The organism is Microbacterium stercoris (assembly GCF_017592545.1).
In the GTDB taxonomy this organism is placed as follows: Bacteria; Actinomycetota; Actinomycetes; order Actinomycetales; family Microbacteriaceae; genus Microbacterium; species Microbacterium stercoris.
On the sequence record NZ_JAGFOA010000003.1, the window covers coordinates 123,807 to 141,838 of the forward strand.

Genomic DNA, 18,032 nt, shown 5'->3' on the forward strand with positions numbered 1-18,032 from the left:
GATTCAGTCTGCGTCTGCGCCGAGAAGCTCGCGCAGGGCTCCGATGACCTGGGAGACCTGGGCATCCGTCATCGAGGAGAAGAACGGAAGGCTGAATGCACGCGCGAACGCATCGGTCGCGACCGGGAAGTCTCCGGGCGCCAGATCATACGTGTCCCGCCAGTACGGGTGAAGGTGCAAGGGGATGAAGTGCACGCTGGTGGACACACCCCGAGCCGCGAGCTGCTCGATGATCTCGTCTCGGCCGAGCGGGGACGCATCAGTGGTTCGAACGACGAACAGGTGATGAGCGTGACCCGTCGGGTCGTCGACCCGCACGGGCAGGGAAAGTGGCAGGTCCGCGAGTTCGGCGTGGTAGCGCTCGGCGATCGCCCGACGGTTCGAGCGCATCTCTTCGGCGCGGCTCAGCTGCACACGGCCCATCGCCGCTGCCATGTCGGTCATGTTGTATTTGAAACCGGGCGCGACGACTTCGTACTGCCATGCCGGTTGGCGCGAGGCGTACCGATTGAAGACGTCGCGACTGATTCCGTGCAGGCGCATGGTTCGCGCGCGGCGGGCCAGGTCGGCGTCACGGGTGACGAGCATGCCGCCCTCGCCGGTGGCGATGGTCTTGGTCGCGTAGAAGGAGAACACGATCGCGCGGCTGGCGCTGTCACCGACGAACCTGCCCGCATCCTGCACGGGAAACGCGTGAGCGGCGTCCTCGATGACATCGATTCTCTGGGCCGACGCGAACTCGGCGAGAGCAGCGGTCCCGATCGGTACCCCGGCGAAATGCACGGGGATGATGGCCTTCGTGCGGGGTGTGACGAGAGCGGCGGCCGCATCCAGATCGATGTTGAGGGTGTCCGGGAGCACATCGACGAACACCGGGGTCGCGCCGACATAGCGCACGACCTCCGCGGTCGCGGTGAACGTCCATGTCGGGACGAGCACCTCATCGCCAGGGCCGAGACCGAGCGCCTCGACGGCGAGGTGAAGTCCCGCCGTCGCCGAGTTGACGGCCACGGCGTGAAGGTCCTCGGCGCCGAGGTACTCCGTGAACTCGCGTTCGAACGCGGCTGCGTTCGGACCTGTCGTGAGCCAGCCTGACCGGACCGTCTCAGCCACGGCTTGCACTTCGGCTTCGGTGATGTCTGGGATCGCGAAGGGGATGAAGTCGTGTCCTGCAGACATGGTGCAACCGTCCCTGGGTTGAGTCGCTGGTCACATGCGGCTGAGCGCGCATGGAGGCTCTGGGTGGATACGCCCTACCCGGCCTCTGGCCACCGCGTTCGGGGGCGTGGCCAGGCTATCATCGCAGTCGTGCCCTTCCCGGGGCAGCGACCCACGCGCGTTACCGCACTCACGTACGGCATTCGAAGGTGACATCTTGACTCAGGCATACGCTGGCAAACGAATTCTGGTGACCGGCGGAACGGGATCCTTCGGACACACAGTCGCGAAGAAGCTCCTGGAGCGCGACGTGGCGGAGATCCGCATCTTCAGTCGCGACGAGGCCAAGCAGGATCTCATGCGGCACGAGATCAAGGACTCGCGTCTGCGGTTCTACGTCGGTGACGTGCGCGACTACGACAGCGTCGATCGCGCCACTCGCGATGTCGACTTCATCTTCCACGCGGCAGCCCTCAAGCAGGTGCCCTCGTGCGAGTTCTTCCCGATGGAAGCCGTGCGCACGAACGTCAACGGCAGCGAGAACGTGGTGCGCGCCGCTGACCGTCACGGCGTGCGCTCGGTTGTGGCGCTCAGCACGGATAAGGCCGTCTACCCGGTCAACGCCATGGGCATGTCGAAGGCGCTGATGGAGAAGGTCGCGCAGTCGTACGGCCTCAACAACCCGAACACCGACACCACCGTGTCGTGTGTGCGCTACGGCAACGTGATGTACTCGCGCGGCTCGGTGATCCCGCTGTTCGTTCGTCAGATCAAGGCGGGCAACAACATCACGGTGACGAACCCCGACATGACCCGCTTCATGATGTCGCTTGCGCACTCGGTCGATCTGGTCGAGTTCGCCTTCCAGAACGCGAACCAGGGCGATCTCTTCGTTCGCAAGGCGAAGTCGACCACCATCGGCAACCTGGCCCAGGCCGTCCTGAACCTCTTCCGCTCCGACGCGAAGGTGGAGGTGATCGGCACTCGCCACGCCGAGAAGCTCTCGGAGGCGCTCGCCACCCGCGAGGAGCTGTCGCGCGCTCGTGACATGGGCGAGTACTTCCGTGTCCAGGCCGACAACCGCGACCTCAACTACAGCGTGTACTTCGAGGAGGGCGACACTGCCCAGAACCGCTTCGAGGACTACGACTCGCACACCGTGGAGCAGATGACCGTGCCCGAGGTGGAGGAGCTGCTGCTCACGCTCCCCGAGGTGCGCGAGGAGCTGCGCCTGGCCGGGCTGCCCGCGACCGCCTCGTCGGCGTCGTGACCCGCTACGCCGTCACCGGGGCTCGTGGCTTCCTCGGGTGGCACCTGCGCGCGGCGCTGCAGGAGCAGGGCCTCGCGGCGGAGGCCGTGCCGGTTGGCGATGCGTTCGATCTCGCGCAGGCGACGGCGGCCGTCGACGGCAGCGCCCGCGCCATCCACATCGCAGGGGTCAACCGCGCAAGCGACCACGAGGTCGAGGCCGGCAACATCGGCTTCGCCGAGCAGTTCGCCGCGGCTCTTCGCGGCGCGAAGACGCCGCCGCCGGTCGTCGTCTACGCGAACTCGACCCAGTCGACCAATGGATCCGTCTACGGCGACGCGAAGGCCAAGGCGGCCGAGATCATCGCCTCCGCCGCAACCGAGATCGGCGCGGAGTTCGTCGATGTGCTGCTTCCGAACCTGTTCGGCGAGCATGGCCGGCCGTTCTACAACGCGGTAACCGCGACCTTCAGCCACCTGATCGCGAGCGGCGAGAGCCCCACGGTGGAGAACGACAAGGAACTCACCCTTCTGCACGCGCAGAACGCGGCCGATCTGCTGTCGGGCGTGGCACCGCTCGCGTCGATTGCCGACCTTCAGCGTCAGGAGACGGTGACCGGGCTGCTCGCTCGCCTCACCGCATACAACGAGGTCTACCGCAGCGGTGAGATCCCGGATGTGAGCGACGTCTTCGACCGCGATCTGTTCAACACCTTCCGGTCGTACACGTTCCCGGCTCAGTCGCCGATCAGCCTCACGCGTCACGCCGATGCCCGCGGATCGTTCTTCGAGATCATCCGATCGCACGGCGGCCCCGGTCAGTCATCGTTCTCGACGACCGTCCCGGGTGTGACGCGCGGTGAGCACTATCACCGTCGCAAGATCGAGCGCTTCACCGTGCTGCAGGGGCGGGCGAGGATCTCGCTGCGCCGTCTGTACTCTGATGAGGTCGTCTCGTTCGAGGTCTCGGGAGACGCTCCCGGCGCCATCGATATGCCGACGATGTGGTCGCACAACATCACCAACATCGGTGATGAGCTGCTGTACACCTCGTTCTGGACGAACGACATCTTCAACCCCGAGAACCCCGACACGATTGCCGAGGTCGTCTGACCATGTCCGCCAAGCTCAAGGTGATGACCGTCGTGGGCACCCGCCCCGAGATCATCCGTCTCGCCGCGACGATCAAGATGCTCGACGAGCACACCGAGCAGATCCTGGTTCACACGGGTCAGAACTACGACTACGAGCTGAACGAGGTGTTCTTCGAGGACCTCGGTCTGCGCCGTCCGGATCACTTCCTGAACGCTGACACCTCATCGCTCGGTGCCGCTCTGGGAACGATCCTCGCCAAGACCGAAGAGGTCATCGACAAAGAGAAGCCCGACGCCTTCCTTGTGCTCGGCGACACGAACAGCTGCATCTCGGCGGTCATCGCCAAGCGCAAGAAGGTTCCCGTGTTCCACATGGAGGCCGGCAACCGTTCGTTCGACGAGAACGTTCCGGAGGAGACGAATCGTCGCCTTGTAGACCACGTCGCCGACTACAACCTCGTCTACACCGAGCACGCGCGTCGCAACCTGCTCGCCGAGGGCCTGCACCCGGCGAAGGTCATCATGACCGGGTCTCCCATGCGCGAGGTGCTCAACCAGAACCTCGAGCAGATCGAGGCGAGCGACGCCGTCGAGCGCGCCGGGCTGACCGCGGGGGAGTACTTCCTGGTCAGCCTCCACCGCGAGGAGAACGTCGACAACCCCGAGCGCCTGCAGTCGGCGGTCGACTCGCTCCACGCGCTCAGCACCGAGTACGGCGTGCCCGTGCTCGTCTCGACCCACCCGCGCACGCGCAAGCGCCTCGAGGCCCTGGGGATCGAGGAGAGCGACGCCGTTCGATTCCACCCGCCGTTCGGCTTCCACGACTACATCAAGCTGCAGCAGCAGGCGAAGCTGGTGCTGTCGGACAGCGGAACGATCAGTGAGGAGTCGAGCATCCTCGGATTCCCCGCCGTGACCCTGCGCGACTTCATCGAGCGCCCCGAGGCCCAGGACTCTGGCGCGATCATCACGACGGGCATCTACCCGGACAACGTGCTGCGCGCCGTCGAGGCGCGCCTCGCTGGCCCCGCCACGGCGGGCACGCTTCCCGCGGGCTACGAGATCGAGAACACCGCTTGGCGCGCGACGTCGTTCATCCTGTCGGCGGCGCACTCGCACCGTCAGCGACTTGGGCTGCGTGTGCCGACGCAGAACGGCTGAGGTGCGCGCACATTGACTCCCACGTCGAAGTCGGAGGTGAAGGGCAGAGGAGGGGATAAACTCCTCGCCCTCGCTCTCGCAGTGGCCGCGTTGGGGAACCTCATCCTTCCTGAAACGGCGCAGGAAGTGGCAGGCTTCGACTACCTCTACCTCGCGCTGGGCGTCCTGGGGCTGATGTTCCTTGCGCGTCTGCGGAACGTGTTCCAGGCGCCCAGAGCGTGGATGTGGGCGTTCGCCGTTCTCATCAGCGCTGTTCCCGGTGTGTTCGTTGGTGGAGTGACTTCGTACGGGGTCATGAAACTGACGGCCATAGCCCTCATCGCGGTTTTCGCTCTTGGCGTCTCGAGTTTCGCCAGCGTAGACAGAGGTGCCAGCTATTTCGTCTCGATCGCATTGGCGGTCGGTATCGCTGCGTCGGTTCTGTCGTTGCTCGTGGGCGAGACGACAGTGAACTCCCGCGGCACACTCTTCGCCCTCAACCCGATCGGGGTCTCGCGCGTCACGGGCCTCGCGATCGTGATCACGGCTATCTACGCGATCTATGCGTCGAAGCGCCGCCTCATCATCGTCGGCGCCGGCCTGCTTGCCACCGTCGCGACCGCATTGACGCTCAGTCGGGGCCCGCTGCTGTCCGCCGTTGTCGGTATCGCCTTCGCACTGCTGCTCCTGTTGCGAGCCCGCAAGACGGGCACCCGCTGGATCGTGCTCATCGCGGGTGTGGTGGTCGGTCTTGTCGCTTTCGGCATCACGTCAGGTCTTTTCCCCTTTGGCGGCGACCTCCTGCGAGGAGACTCGGGCCGTGGGAACATCTACGACTATGCGTGGCACATATTCCGCGGCGCACCTCTCGGCGTCGGCTGGGGCAATTTCTACTACGTCGGCGACTTCCTTTACGACGGCGACGACGCACCATACGCGCACAACCTCTATCTCGAGGTAGCCACGGAGGGCGGGCTCATAGCGCTCATCGTGATGGTCGTGGTCACAGCGGCTGTCCTGGTGGCCGGTGTGCGACGCTTCGCCCGAAAGCCGGACAGGATCGCGCTCGTCGTCTTGGCGCTGTACGTCTATGCACTGGTCAACGCCCAGTTCTCCAGTGACATCGCCGGCAATCGCATGCTCTGGGTCACGATGGCCCTGACCGCGGCGCTGGCAGCAGCCCCCGAGTTCAGAGGTGCTAAGCAGGAGTCGATAGCTAGGATGTCTGCGTGACAGCCACCCCCGCCGCTCGAAGGAACAACTTCGACTTCCTGCGACTTCTGGCCGCCACGACGGTGCTGGTGCACCACGCCGTGATCCACCTGGACACGAACTTCCTGTGGCATAACGAGGGCAACAACTGGTGGTTCAACGGCGGCGTCCCGCTGTTCTTCATCCTGTCGGGGATGATGGTCTACCGTTCGGGCGAGAAATGCCGGGAGAACGGGCTGCCCTGGCGCAGCTTCTACGCCAATCGCGCGCTTCGCATCATGCCGGCGATCTACGTGTACATCGTGGTGATCACGATCTTCTTCGTCGCGACCGGCGCCGTGGCCCCTGCTGAGGTGGCAACGCCGACTTACGGAGCGTACGTCGCGAGCAACCTGCTTCTCGCGCCTGTCTATACGCCGCCGGCACTCTCGGACTACGGCGTCGGCGTTATCAACGGCAGCCTGCCGACGATTCCGATGGAAGTCTCCTTCTACGTCATCGTTCCTCTGCTCGTGATGCTCATCGCTCGGCTCCGCTGGACTGTGGCGCTGGCACTCGTCTTCGTGGTGGCGGCTGCCGGGATCGTGCTCTATGCGTCGGTCGGCGGCACCGAAGCCCAGCCGATGGTGTGGAAGGTCTATGGCGTGACGTTCCTGCCCTACCTCTGGTACTTCGCGCTCGGGATGTTCTGGACGCGCGCCTGGCCGAAGGTCATTCAGTCGGGTTGGATCGCGCTGGCTGCGATCGTCCTCTATTTCGTGATCGACAAGATCCCCGTGGGCGCCGACGGGTCGGTGATCACGCGCGCGGTCGCGGCGATCCCCCTTTCCTACGCGGCCATGTGGTTCGGCTATAAGGGACCTCGATTCTTCTCGACGATCACCAGCCGTTTGGGCGACCTGAGCTTCGGCACGTATATCTGGCACATGATCGTGGTCAACGCTCTCGTCTTCTACGGGGCACGGAACTGGCCGATCGATGGCACGCTGCTTGTGCTGGTTGTCTTCGTCATCTCGATCGCGATCGCATTCCTCTCCTGGCGATTCGTCGAGAGGCCGGCCCTCAGCCGAAAGCCGTACTCGAGTCGGTCAAAGCCGGTCGACGGCACCGCGGTCGACGCGCCCTCGACGGCAGCCGAAGCGCGCGCGTGAGCCGCTGAGTCGTCGCCCGTCGAGAGTCACCCGCCGTGCGCGCACGGCCGAGGAAGAAGTCAGGAAGACCGAGATGCGCCCCAGTGCGATGATCGCTATAGGTCTGGTCGTCGGCCAAGGCGCCGTGTATCTCGCCACACCGCTCCTGTCGCGAATCTATAGCCCAGAGCAGATTGGGACCGCGGCCGCCGTTCTGGCCGCGGGCGGGGTCATCGGCGCAGTCGGCACGGCGCGCCTGGAACTCCTGCTCTCCAGCGCTGAGGACGAAGAGGTTCGGTGGCTCACTCGCCGGGCCTCCATGCTGATGATCGTCATGGCGACCGCGCTTTCACCAGTCGCCGGACTCATCCTCGGGTTCTCCATGCTGGACACCGTCTTCACCGCCTTGACAGCGATTGGCATCAGCTCGGTCGGATTGTCCTTGCAGATAGCTTCCCGCCTGCGAGAGCTACGTGGAATCGCGGCGGCGAAGGCCGTTCAGGGTGTCGGCCAGACTGCGGTGCAGATCGCGCTCGGCGTTCCCGCACCGTCGGTCGGTATGCAGACCGGAGCGGCGTTCGGCTTGTTGGCGGCCGGCGGTGTGCAGGCGCTCAGTGCGCGCCGGGGACTGCGCGCGCTCCCCGCTGCGAAGCTCAAACCGGGGCGGGGACGCCAGATCGTCCGAAGCGCGCTGATGCTGACGGCCGCGGCAGCGGGCAACGCGACCGTGGTGGCGGCGCTGCCCATGCTCACGCAGGGCTTCTTCGGAGCCGAGACGACTGGTCAGCTGGCTGTGGCGCAAAGACTCGCTCTGGCCCCCGCGGGGCTCGCCGTCGCCGCCGTGCTTCCTGTTGTGATCGCCCAGTTCGGTGCTGCGGCTCGTGCGGATCTGGGGGCGAGCCGGGCGGTCGTAATCCGTTGGCTGCGGCGTCTCCTGCCGCTGGGGCTGGTCGCAACTGCCGCTCTTCTTGCGGCACCTCTTGTGCCGCTCTCCGCGCTCCTCGGGCCGGAGTGGGACGGCGTCGGCCTCTACGTGGCGGCGATGGCGCCCCAGATCGGTGCTCAGCTCGTTGCGGGACCGCTCTCGCAGTGTCTTGTCATCCAGAGGCGCGAACGGACGCAACTCGTGTGGGACATGGTTCGCCTCGCCGCCGTCTTCGGCGTGGCTGCCCTAGTGGTGCTGGTCGGCGGTGACGCCGTCGCCATGGTGTCGGCGGTGTCGATCGTGCTGGTCCTCGGGTACGCGGTGCACGTCTGGCTCGTGATCGGCACGCCCCGCTCCCACAGCGTCTGACCCCTTACGGCGCAGGACGGAAGCGAAGGTCCGCGTCCAAAGCGGCGTAGAGCGAGGTCAGGCCGGGAGCGCACGTGCCCTCCCATGTGGTCGAGCTGCGCGCTTCGGACGCGTGAACCGCGGTGTCCGATTCGATCGTCTCACTGGCGGCAACCCCGAGCATCGCGTCGAGAGCGGCATCCAGATTCTCGGGATCGAGCTCGATTGTGACGGAGTGATCCCGAGCGAAGCGGAGGCTCGCGCCCGGCGTGGTCACAATGACGAGACCCATCGCGGCGTACTCATACACCTTGCTCGGTACGGCGAGATCGACTTGTGGGTAGGTCGGCAACAGTAGCGACAACCCGAACGCGTAGTCCTGAAGCAGAGGGGCGACATCGTGGGCCGGCACGGGCGCGAGGAGCGTGAGATTCGTCGGGTTCCCGTGCGCGGACAGGACCTCGTCGAACTCGGCGGCGGTGACTTCATCAGGAAACCTGGCCGTACCCGAGAAGCTGAAGTCGAGCCCGCGTTCCTGGGACCGCGCGGCGAGCTTCACGAGCAGCGACGCTCCATACAGATGGGTCAGGGAGCCCGTGTGGATGACCCGGTTCGCACGCTCGCCGAAAGGCTTGATGTCGATGGCGAACTGCGCGCTCGAGGGGTAGTTCGGAGAGACCGTGTAGGGCGCACCATAGCGAGCGTATGCAGGACTCATCTCCGCGGCCACGAGGTTCGCTCCGCCGATCTTCGCGGTCGTCCGGGCCTGATACGAGTCGAGAAGCCGGGCGACTGCCCTGCGGACCGGCCCGGGCAGCGGCAGCTTTCCCGCGTAATACTCGCCGTAGTATTCGTGCACGTCGTAGACGACAGGGCGGTGGCTCTTTCGATTCCACTTCCGCGCCTCGCCGAGCATGTAGAAGTCATGGATGTGCCACTTGTCGGCCATGAAAGATCGACCCGCACGGCCAACCGTGCTGACAGCTTGCAGTCGTTGCCTTGTGTGTGCCGGCGGCGGGAGCAGTCGCTCTTGGATGGCCGGATGCGTGCTGGGGGTGCCGGTGCCGAGCCAGACGAATGCGACGCGGTGACCCGCGTCGAGAGCGACTTGGGCGCACCGAATGATTCGGCGATCCCCGCGAGGATGCACCGTCGGGATACACACGAGCGGCGATTCCGAGGTGACGTGAGCAGGGACGGTGAGAGTCCACGCATCGGTCTTCACGACCTGGCCGGTGGCATCGGCATTCATCTCGCTGGTTCCTGACGTCGTGGGGCGCGGTGCGCAGGCACAGAGGTCTCAGGCTATCAACCCGGGTAAGGCCGACCTGGCGCGGGCGAGCTCAGTCGCACGTCGCCGTCACCGCGGTCGCCCGCGTCATAGGCGTGTGCCACACGTCGGTCTCGCCGAGGGGGTTTGGGCTCCCGCTGAAGGTGAAGGTGAGCGTGTGCGCGCTCTGGAATCGGTTGAGGATCTCGACCTTGAACACGGGCCTTCCCAGATGCTGACCGCTGCTGAGCAATTGTGCAGGAGCGCCGTCGATGAGGACGTCCATCGCCTGTGCGCCCGCCGGGCCGTAGATGGCGACGTAGGAACTGATGGTGCCCGGTTCGAAATACGGCCCGGATACGTACTTCGGAAGGTTCGCCGCGGCCTCGGGGGAGATGTTGGAAGTCAGGGTGACCTGGCCTCGCAGAGCGTTGTCCTGCACGCAGGAATTGATCGCCATGTCGAGGTAGTAGCTCATCTTCGAGCCGGTGTTGTCGTTGACGTACACCCCGAGCACGCTCTTGTCCGCCGAATCGGCAGGAACCACACCCGTCATGGGGGTCTTCGCGACGAGCTCCATCTCGGCCGCATCATCGCTGATGTAAAGAAGGCGGTGCTCCTCGACGGCCTTCGTTACCGCGGCGATCAGGGCGGCGGGGGCGAATTGGCCGCTGGTGATCTTTCCGAACACCGCGTCAGCGGTGGCCGTGAAGAACTTGTCCTGGTCGAGTGGGTTCTTGTACTTGAAGTAGACCTCATTGAGGAGCAGCGAAACCGCATTTTCGGCGCTCAGCACATCGCCTGTCTCAAGGGTGATTGGGCCGGTCGCTGCGAGGATATACGACAGCGCCACCGGGTCGATCGACAGCACGGCGGACGTCGGTGGGAACCCCTCGCGCGCCCACCAGCCGTCGAGGATCCGCACGGCCTCAGGGAAGTTCGGCACCATCGTGAAGTCCGGCGTCCACTTGCCGATCTTCTCGCCGTAGATTGCGACCGCCTCCGGGTCGAGCGGGACGACCGGTTCGAGAGTCGGCTGGCGGAAGTCGAAGCTCGTGATGCTCGCGGTTGTGTTCAGCGCACCATTGTTTGCCTCGAGCACAGTGAATACGGCGGCGTTGCCGCCGAGGCTGCGAGCCTCGGACGTGCCCTGGAACATCAGCAGGTAGTTGCGGGGGCCGTTTGCGCCAAGCGCATTCGGGAGAACCGAGACCACGTCGCGCACCGGGCTGAGCAACGGCTGGATCTCACCGAGTGCGTCGTCGAGCTGCGCGACGCCCGCTGAGACCTCGGGGATGAGCGCCTCTCGGTCGATCGGCTCCAGGGCTGCGATTGATTCGGTCACACCGGCGTCGATGTCGTCGATCAGTGCGAGAAGGTTCTGAATCGCGGCGACGTCGATTCGGCCTTCCTTCGGCTGGAAGGCCGCGAGGCTCAGAGTGCTGGCGGGTGTGACGACATCGGTCGCGAGCTTGTCGGTGGTCTCAGCTACCAGGCGCACCGCAGCGAGGTCGTCCCCGAGATACGGGGCGTTCTCGGCCCACTCCCATAGGCGCCCCTGCGTGCCCGCTTTCGCAGCCGCCGTCTTCTGCGCCAGCCGAGCGGCGGCGGTTTGCGCCTTCGTCGTATCGAGTGCGAGCACCGCGCTCTTCACTTCGCTGACATCGGCCATCGCCGACTGCAGGTGGCCGCGGACATTCATCGCCTGGTCGTAGAGACGCTTGGCCGCGAAGCCGCCAGCCACCACAATGCCGACGAGCACCACGAACACGCCGAGCGAGATCCAGAGCGCGCGCCAGCGGCGTCGACGCTTCTTCTCGATCGCTTCGTCGCGGTTCTCTCGCGCTGCTCGACGGCTCACTGCAGGCCTCGCTCTCTGCCGGGGGGTGCATCGGGTGGGGGCGAGCCCACCGGAGCGAGATTAGTGGGAAGGGCTTGGTGAATGCTGACGCGGCAGCTCAACGACGGGCCCAGGCGTGTGCAATGACCCAGCCGACCACCGATCCGCTCGTATTCGCGATGAGGTCGGACACCGTGGGGAAGCGTGAGGGGATCGCGAACTGCACGCCCTCGATCAGCGCCGAGGTCGTGAGCCCGAGAAGTGCAATGCGCCACCAGCCCAGACCCGGCCACGCGAGCTGCACCAGCAGGCCGAGCGGGACGAAGAGCGCGATGTTCGCCACGAACTCGAGGAGCGGGTAGCCCACCTCAACGGGAACGCCCAGGGGCACCAGCAGTCGAGCACAGTCGGCGAGGATGCCGGTGACTCGGCCGGCGTCCTCGGCCGGTAGCCAGACGATCAACGCGACCGCGACCGAGTACGGAACAAGCAGGATCCTCGCTGCGTGGGCGGCGGTGATCCGGCGGGCGGGGGCGTCGTCCATGCGGGCGAGCGTATCCCGGGCGGACGTGGTCCCTCCGAGCAGCGAGGTCGACCTGACGCCCCGGATAGGCTGAAACCCATGCGTATCGCTGTCGTGGCCCTTGGAAAGATCGGCCTTCCCCTTGCCGTCCAGTTCGCTTCTTCCGGTCACGATGTGATCGGTGTCGACGTCAATCAGAAGGCGGTCGACACGATCAACTCGGGTGTGGAGCCGTTCCCGGGGGAGGCGCATCTGCAGGAGAAGCTGTCGGAGCTGATCCCGGCGGGGAAGCTGAAGGCCACCACCGACTACGCCGAGGCGATCCCGGGTGCGGATGCGGTGGTGCTGGTGGCGCCGGTGTTTGTGAACGACGAGACCTGGGAGCCGGATTTCACGTACATGGACGCGGCGACGAAGTCGCTGGCGGCGCACCTGACCCCGGGCACGCTGGTCTCGTATGAGACGACGCTGCCGGTGGGGACGACCCGGACGCGGTGGAAGCCGATGCTGGAGGAGGGGTCGGGCCTGACTGAGGGCACCGATTTCCATGTGGTGTATTCGCCGGAGCGTGTGCTGACGGGTCGGGTGTTCGAGGATCTGCGCAAGTACCCCAAGCTGATCGGCGGTCTGTCGGAGGAGGGCAACCGTCGGGCGCGGGAGTTCTACGAGGCGGTGCTGCAGTTCGATGAGCGCACCGACCTGCCCCGCGCGAACGGCGTGTGGGATCTCGGGTCGACCGAGGCGTCGGAGATGGCCAAGCTCGCCGAGACCACCTACCGCGATGTGAACATCGGTCTGGCGAACCAGTTCGGTCTGTTCGCTGCCTCGCACGGCATCGATGTGTACAAGGTCATCGAGGCGTGCAACTCGCAGCCCTACAGCCACATCCACCGTCCCGGCATCGCCGTGGGTGGTCACTGCATCCCCGTCTACCCGCGCCTGTATCTGTCGACCGACCCGGATGCGGACATCGTGCGCGTGGCGCGTCAGCTGAACGCGTCGATGCCGGAGCGTCTGGTGGCGCAGGCCGAGGGCATCCTCGGAGACCTGACCGGCCAGAAGGCTGTCGTGCTGGGCGCTGCGTACCGCGGCGGCGTGAAGGAGACCGCCTTCAGTGGCGTGTTCCCGACGGTCGAGGCGTTGAAGACGCGTGGTGCGGAGGTGTTTGTGCACGACACGATCTACTCCGATGAGGAGCTGCGGGGTCTCGGGTTTGCGCCGTACACGCTGGGTGAGCCGGTGGATCTGGCGATCGTGCAGACCGACCACGCCGACTACAAGACCATCACCGCCGCGGACCTGCCCGGCATCAAGCTGCTCGTCGACGGCCGCAACGCCACCGACGCCGCCGTGTGGGCCGGCACCCCCCGCATCGTCGTCGGCACCGCCTCCTGACCAGGCGCCGACCACTGACTTTCGAGATCTGAGCAAGGAGAACGCATGAGCGAGTTCATTCCCCCGGCGAAGCCGATCATCGGTGATGAGGAGCGCGAGGCGGTCGATCGTGTGATGCGTTCGGGCATGGTCGCGCAGGGGCCGGAGGTGGCGGCGTTCGAGGCGGAGTTCTCGGAGCACTTCGTGCAGGGGCGCCCCGCGGTGGCGGTGAACTCCGGTACGGCGGGTCTGCACCTGGGGCTGCTCGCGGCCGGTGTCGGCCCGGGCGATGAGGTCATCGTGCCGTCGTTCACGTTCGCGGCGACGGGCAACTCGGTGGCGTTGACGGGGGCGACGCCGGTGTTCGTGGACATCGAGCCGGAGACGTTCTCGATCGCGCCGGAGGCGGTTGCCGCGGCGATCACGGATAAGACCCGCGGCATCCTGCCGGTGCATCTGTACGGTCACCCGGCGCGTATGCGGGAGCTGGAGGCGATCGCCGCCGAGCGGGGTGTGGCGCTGTATGAGGATGCGGCGCAGGCGCATGGGGCGTCGCTGGATGGGCGTCCGGTGGGCACGTGGGGTGAGTGGGCGATGTTCTCGCTGTATCCGACGAAGAACATGACCTCCGGTGAGGGCGGCATGGTCTCCACGGCGACGGCGGAGGTGGCTCGCCGGGTGAAGCTGCTGCGCAATCAGGGCATGGAGCGTCAGTACGAGAACGAGATCGTCGGGTTCAACGCCCGCATGACCGACATCCACGCCGCCATCGGCCGTGTGCAGCTGACGAAGGTCGACGCGTGGACGAAGACCCGTCAGGACAACGCCGCGTTCCTGGATGCGAACCTGCAGGGCGTCATCGTGCCTCCGGTCGCCGAGGGGGCGGTGCACGTGTATCACCAGTACACGATCCGGGTGGCGGAGGACCGGGACGGGTTCGTGAAGGCGCTGAAGGAGGAGTACGGGGTGGGTGCGGGTGTGTATTACCCGATCCCGAACCACCGTCTGCCGTCGCTGGCGCCGTACGCGCCCGGCCTGGAGCTGCCCGAGACCGAGCGCGCCGCGCGTGAGGTGGTCTCGCTGCCGGTGCATCCGTCGCTGTCGCAGGGCGATCTGGACCGGATCGTCGCGGCCGTCAACGCCGTCGCGAAGGCAGGCGCCTGATGACCCTGCGCGTCGGGCTGCTCGGCGTCGGCATGATGGGACGCCACCACGCCCGCGTGATCCGCGAGGTCGAGGGCATCGATCTCGTCGCGATCGCGGATCCCGGTGGTGACCCGCACGGCGTCGCCGGCGGACTCGAGATCCTGCCCGACGTCGACGCGCTGATCTCGGCCGGCATCGACGCGGCGGTCGTCGCCGTGCCCACGCGCTTCCACGAGGAGGCCGCCCTCAAGCTGGCCGCCGCCGGCGTGCACACCCTCGTGGAGAAGCCGATCGCCCACAGCCTCGAGGCCGGGCAGCGGATGGTGGATGCCTTCCGCGATGCAGGTCTCGTCGGAGCGGTCGGCCACATCGAGCGCTTCAACCCCGCCCTGCAGCAGGCCCGCCGCCGCATCGAGGCCGGCGAGCTGGGTGCCGTGTACCAGGTGGCGACCCGCCGTCAGGGGCCGTTCCCCGGGCGCATCGCCGACGTGGGGGTCGCCAAGGACCTCGCCTCGCACGACATCGACCTCACGGCGTGGGTCGTCCAGAGCGACTATGACGTCGTGTTCGCGCAGACCGCGTTCAAGTCGGGTCGCGAGCACGAGGACATGATCACGATCACGGGCCGCACCGAGTCGGGCGTCATCGTGAACAACATCGTGAACTGGCTCTCGCCGATGAAGGAGCGCCTGACGGTCATCACCGGTGAGAAGGGCGCGTTCGTCGCCGACACCGCCACCGGCGACCTCACGTTCTATGCGAATGGCACCCTCCCGCTCGAGTGGGCGTCGGTCTTCTCCTTCCGCGGCGTCTCCGAGGGCGACGTCACGCGGTACTCGTACGCCAAGCGCGAGCCGCTGCGCGTCGAGCACGAGGCCTTCCGCGACACCATCCTCGGCGAGCAGACCGACCTCGTCACCATGGAGCAGGGGCAGCGCACTCTCCTGGTCGTCGAGCGCGCGCTCGAGTCGGCGAAGACCGGCGTCGCGCTCCGTCCCGCGGGCTGAGCGGATCCGATCCGGGTCTTCGTGGCGGGGTGGTGGCGTCTCGACTCGCTGCGCTCGCTCGACGAACGGGGTGGGGACTGGATTAGGATCCGGGCGTGTCGGCTGGTAATCTGGACCCTTGGTGCCTACTGCAGGCACAGCGAACGTGAGCCCTCCACCGGCTGCTTCGTCCGGCTTCTGCTTGACGAAACGCCCCGGAGTGGGATTCACGAACGACTCCGTTCGATAAGAAAGCAGCACTACTGTGACGCGCACTTACACCCCCAAGGCCGGTGAGGCCCAGCGCGAGTGGCTCGTGATCGACGCCACCGACGTCGTTCTCGGCCGTCTCGCCTCGCACGCCGCCGCGCTCCTGCGTGGCAAGCACAAGCCGACCTTCGCCCCGCACATGGACCAGGGTGACTTCGTCATCATCGTGAACGCCGACAAGGTCGCGCTCACGGGTCAGAAGCTCCTCCAGAAGAAGGCCTACCGTCACTCGGGTTACCCGGGTGGTCTGACGGCCGTCACGTACGCCGAGCTCCTCGAGAAGAACCCGGTGCGTGCCGTGGAGAAGGCCGTCCGCGGCATGCTCCCGAAGAACACGCTGGGCCGCGACCAGCTCGCCAAGCTGAAGGTGTACACGGGTGCCGAGCACCCCCACGCCGCGCAGCAGCCCAAGGTGTACACCCTCGACCAGGTCGCCCAGTAAGCGCCGGATCCTAGGACTCAGACATGACTGACATCGACACCCAGAACTACTCGACGGAGACCCCGGCCGCGGAGGCCGTCGACGCTCCCCGTCCCGTCCTCAACGTCTCCGGCGCTGCCGTGGGTCGCCGCAAGCAGGCCATCGCCCGCGTGCGCGTCGTCCCGGGCTCGGGCACGATCACGGTCAACGGCCGCACGATCGAGGACTACTTCCCGAACAAGCTGCACCAGCAGCTGATCAACGACCCGTTCACGGTGCTCTCGCTCGGTGGCGCGTACGACGTCATCGCCCGCATCTCGGGTGGCGGCCCCTCGGGTCAGGCCGGCGCGCTGCGCCTCGCCATCGCCCGTGCGCTGAACGAGATCGACCGCGAGAACAACCGCCCGACGCTCAAGAAGGCCGGCTTCCTCACGCGCGACGCCCGCGTCATCGAGCGCAAGAAGGCTGGTCTCAAGAAGGCCCGCAAGGCCTCGCAGTTCTCGAAGCGCTAAGCGGAAAGAACCCCAAGAAGCCAATGCCGCTCTTCGGAACGGACGGTGTGCGAGGACTCGCCAATGGCATCCTCACCGCCGACCTGGCTCTGTCCCTGGCCCAGGCGACTGCTGTCGTCCTGGGCCAGGGCCGTTCTGCGGAGGCGCGCAAGGCCCAGGGCCTGCGCACCTCCGTGGTTCTCGGTCGCGACCCGCGCATCTCAGGCGACTTCCTGGGAGCTGCGGTCTCGGCCGGCCTCGCCGCCTCGGGCATCGACGTGTACGACGCGGGAGTGGTGCCGACGCCGGCGCTCGCCTTCCTCGTCGCCGACCGCGACGCCGATTTCGGCGTGATGATCTCGGCCTCGCACAACCCCGCGCCCGACAACGGCATCAAGATCTTCGCGCGCGGTGGCGTCAAGCTCCCCGATGAGGTCGAGCGGCGCATCGAGCAGGCCCTCGAGGGCCCGATGCTGCTGCCCACGGGCGGCGACGTCGGTCGGATCAACCGCTTCTCCGATGCCGAGGACCGTTACGTCCTGCACCTGCTCGGATCGCTGCCCCACCGCCTCGACGGCATCCACGTTGTGCTCGACTGCGCCCACGGTGCGGCGGCCGGCGTCTCGCCCGAGACGTTCCGCGACGCCGGCGCCAAGGTCACCGTCATCGGCGCCGACCCCGATGGCGTCAACATCAACGACGGCGTCGGATCGACTCACCTCGACCTGCTCGCGCAGGCGGTTGTGGCAGCCGGGGCCGACGTGGGCATCGCCCACGACGGCGACGCCGACCGCTGCCTCGCGGTCGATGCGAACGGCGAGATCATCGACGGCGATCAGATCATGGCGATCCTCGCCGCCTCCATGAAGGAGCGCGGCGCGCTGAAGGACGACACGCTCGTCGCCACCGTCATGAGCAACCTGGGTCTGCACGTCGCCATGCGCGAGCGCGGCATCACGGTGCTGCAGGCCGCTGTCGGAGACCGCTACGTGCTCGAGCACATGAACGCGGGCGGCTACTCGCTGGGCGGCGAGCAGTCGGGCCACGTCATCATGAGCGAGTTCGCCACCACCGGCGACGGCATCCTGACCGGCCTGCACCTCGTGGCCGAGATGGCCCGCACCGGCAAGACGATGGCCGAGCTCGCCTCGATCATGCAGAAGTACCCGCAGGTGATGATCAACGTGAAGAACGTGGATCGCACCCGCACCGACGACGAGGTCGTGCAGGCCGCCGTCGCCACCGTCGTCGCCGAGCTCGGCGAGAGCGGACGCGTGCTGCTGCGCGCATCCGGCACCGAGCAGCTCGTGCGCGTGATGGTGGAGGCCGCCTCCGAGGACGACGCCCAGCGCCACGCGCAGCACCTCGCGGGAGTGGTGGCCGAGCGCCTCGCGCTGTAAGCCCCTCGCCTGCTGAACCGCCGGGTGCCTTCGGGCATCCGGCGGTTTCTGCATCC

At 66.6% G+C, this 18,032-nt stretch carries 16 protein-coding genes; 12 read left to right on the forward strand and 4 right to left on the reverse strand.

Going from position 1 to position 18,032, the window contains the following annotated elements; translation table 11 throughout:
• Positions 1-3: 3 nt before the first annotated feature.
• On the reverse strand, positions 4-1,179 hold the full coding sequence (locus tag J5V96_RS08365; RefSeq protein ID WP_208502709.1) for a DegT/DnrJ/EryC1/StrS family aminotransferase: 1,176 nt from the start codon (positions 1,177-1,179) through the stop codon (positions 4-6).
• A 229-nt stretch (positions 1,180-1,408) separates the two neighbouring features.
• Here J5V96_RS08365 and J5V96_RS08370 point away from each other — a divergent pair, with 229 nt between their 5' ends.
• The 6 genes from J5V96_RS08370 to J5V96_RS08395 all read left to right on the forward strand — a co-directional run bounded on the left by J5V96_RS08370 (position 1,409) and on the right by J5V96_RS08395 (position 8,276).
• Positions 1,409-2,428, forward strand: a complete 1,020-nt coding sequence (locus tag J5V96_RS08370; RefSeq protein WP_307793566.1) for a polysaccharide biosynthesis protein — start codon at positions 1,409-1,411, stop codon at positions 2,426-2,428.
• On the forward strand, positions 2,425-3,519 hold the full coding sequence (locus tag J5V96_RS08375; RefSeq protein WP_208502713.1) for a polysaccharide biosynthesis C-terminal domain-containing protein: 1,095 nt from the start codon (positions 2,425-2,427) through the stop codon (positions 3,517-3,519). Before J5V96_RS08370 ends, J5V96_RS08375 begins: the two co-directional genes overlap by 4 nt.
• Positions 3,520-3,521: 2 nt before the next feature.
• Positions 3,522-4,661 carry a non-hydrolyzing UDP-N-acetylglucosamine 2-epimerase gene (gene wecB, locus J5V96_RS08380; protein WP_208502715.1) on the forward strand — a complete coding sequence of 380 codons (1,140 nt, stop codon included), beginning with the start codon at positions 3,522-3,524 and terminating at the stop codon, positions 4,659-4,661.
• A 12-nt stretch (positions 4,662-4,673) separates the two neighbouring features.
• Positions 4,674-5,873, forward strand: coding sequence for an O-antigen ligase family protein (locus tag J5V96_RS08385; RefSeq protein ID WP_208502717.1), 1,200 nt, complete (start codon positions 4,674-4,676; stop codon positions 5,871-5,873).
• Positions 5,870-7,003: an acyltransferase family protein gene (locus J5V96_RS08390; protein ID WP_208502719.1), complete on the forward strand. Its 1,134-nt coding sequence runs from the start codon at positions 5,870-5,872 to the stop codon at positions 7,001-7,003. The genes J5V96_RS08385 and J5V96_RS08390 overlap by 4 nt, the downstream gene beginning before the upstream one ends.
• A 73-nt stretch (positions 7,004-7,076) precedes the next feature.
• On the forward strand, positions 7,077-8,276 hold the full coding sequence (locus J5V96_RS08395; protein ID WP_208502722.1) for a polysaccharide biosynthesis protein: 1,200 nt from the start codon (positions 7,077-7,079) through the stop codon (positions 8,274-8,276).
• Positions 8,277-8,280: 4 nt separating this feature from the next.
• Here the strand turns inward: J5V96_RS08395 and J5V96_RS08400 are convergent, their stop codons facing one another.
• The 3 genes from J5V96_RS08400 to J5V96_RS08410 form a co-directional block, all read right to left on the reverse strand.
• Entirely contained in the window at positions 8,281-9,204 is a 924-nt protein-coding gene (locus J5V96_RS08400; protein WP_208502724.1) for a glycosyltransferase family protein, read from the reverse strand.
• Between the two features lie 394 nt (positions 9,205-9,598).
• A complete protein-coding gene (locus tag J5V96_RS17025) occupies positions 9,599-11,386 on the reverse strand; it encodes a DUF4012 domain-containing protein (RefSeq protein WP_208502726.1) in 1,788 nt (595 codons plus the stop codon).
• Between the two features lie 97 nt (positions 11,387-11,483).
• The gene (locus tag J5V96_RS08410) at positions 11,484-11,909 is read right to left on the reverse strand and encodes a VanZ family protein (protein ID WP_208502728.1); all 426 of its coding nucleotides are present in this window, start codon (positions 11,907-11,909) and stop codon (positions 11,484-11,486) included.
• Positions 11,910-11,987: 78 nt separating this feature from the next.
• On the opposite strand from J5V96_RS08410, the gene J5V96_RS08415 reads away from it, so the two are divergent.
• The 6 genes from J5V96_RS08415 to glmM all read left to right on the forward strand — a co-directional run bounded on the left by J5V96_RS08415 (position 11,988) and on the right by glmM (position 17,976).
• Positions 11,988-13,283, forward strand: coding sequence for a nucleotide sugar dehydrogenase (locus J5V96_RS08415; protein ID WP_208502730.1), 1,296 nt, complete (start codon positions 11,988-11,990; stop codon positions 13,281-13,283).
• Between the two features lie 45 nt (positions 13,284-13,328).
• Positions 13,329-14,426, forward strand: coding sequence for a DegT/DnrJ/EryC1/StrS family aminotransferase (locus J5V96_RS08420; RefSeq protein ID WP_208502732.1), 1,098 nt, complete (start codon positions 13,329-13,331; stop codon positions 14,424-14,426).
• The gene (locus J5V96_RS08425) at positions 14,423-15,415 is read left to right on the forward strand and encodes a Gfo/Idh/MocA family protein (protein ID WP_208503399.1); all 993 of its coding nucleotides are present in this window, start codon (positions 14,423-14,425) and stop codon (positions 15,413-15,415) included. The genes J5V96_RS08420 and J5V96_RS08425 overlap by 4 nt, the downstream gene beginning before the upstream one ends.
• Before the next feature lie 244 nt (positions 15,416-15,659).
• Positions 15,660-16,106: a 50S ribosomal protein L13 gene (rplM, locus tag J5V96_RS08430; RefSeq protein WP_208502734.1), complete on the forward strand. Its 447-nt coding sequence runs from the start codon at positions 15,660-15,662 to the stop codon at positions 16,104-16,106.
• Between the two features lie 23 nt (positions 16,107-16,129).
• Positions 16,130-16,597 (forward strand): 30S ribosomal protein S9, encoded by a 468-nt coding sequence (gene rpsI / locus J5V96_RS08435; RefSeq protein ID WP_208502737.1) that lies wholly within the window; start codon positions 16,130-16,132, stop codon positions 16,595-16,597.
• 23 nt (positions 16,598-16,620) lie between these two features.
• The gene (gene glmM, locus J5V96_RS08440) at positions 16,621-17,976 is read left to right on the forward strand and encodes a phosphoglucosamine mutase (RefSeq protein WP_208502739.1); all 1,356 of its coding nucleotides are present in this window, start codon (positions 16,621-16,623) and stop codon (positions 17,974-17,976) included.
• The last annotated feature ends 56 nt before the right edge of the window (positions 17,977-18,032 follow it).

Excerpts from the sequence above, each read along its gene's own strand:
- J5V96_RS08395 (WP_208502722.1), top strand. The coding sequence starts at position 7,077 with ATGCGCCCCAGTGCGATGATCGCTATAGGTCTGGTCGTCGGCCAAGGC.
- J5V96_RS08420 (WP_208502732.1), top strand. The coding sequence starts at position 13,329 with ATGAGCGAGTTCATTCCCCCGGCGAAGCCGATCATCGGTGATGAGGAG.
- wecB (WP_208502715.1), top strand. The coding sequence starts at position 3,522 with ATGTCCGCCAAGCTCAAGGTGATGACCGTCGTGGGCACCCGCCCCGAG.
- J5V96_RS08365 (WP_208502709.1), bottom strand. The coding sequence starts at position 1,179 with ATGTCTGCAGGACACGACTTCATCCCCTTCGCGATCCCAGACATCACC.
- J5V96_RS08410 (WP_208502728.1), bottom strand. The coding sequence starts at position 11,909 with ATGGACGACGCCCCCGCCCGCCGGATCACCGCCGCCCACGCAGCGAGG.
- J5V96_RS08415 (WP_208502730.1), top strand. The coding sequence starts at position 11,988 with ATGCGTATCGCTGTCGTGGCCCTTGGAAAGATCGGCCTTCCCCTTGCC.
- glmM (WP_208502739.1), top strand. The coding sequence starts at position 16,621 with ATGCCGCTCTTCGGAACGGACGGTGTGCGAGGACTCGCCAATGGCATC.
- rpsI (WP_208502737.1), top strand. The coding sequence starts at position 16,130 with ATGACTGACATCGACACCCAGAACTACTCGACGGAGACCCCGGCCGCG.
- J5V96_RS08400 (WP_208502724.1), bottom strand. The coding sequence starts at position 9,204 with ATGGCCGACAAGTGGCACATCCATGACTTCTACATGCTCGGCGAGGCG.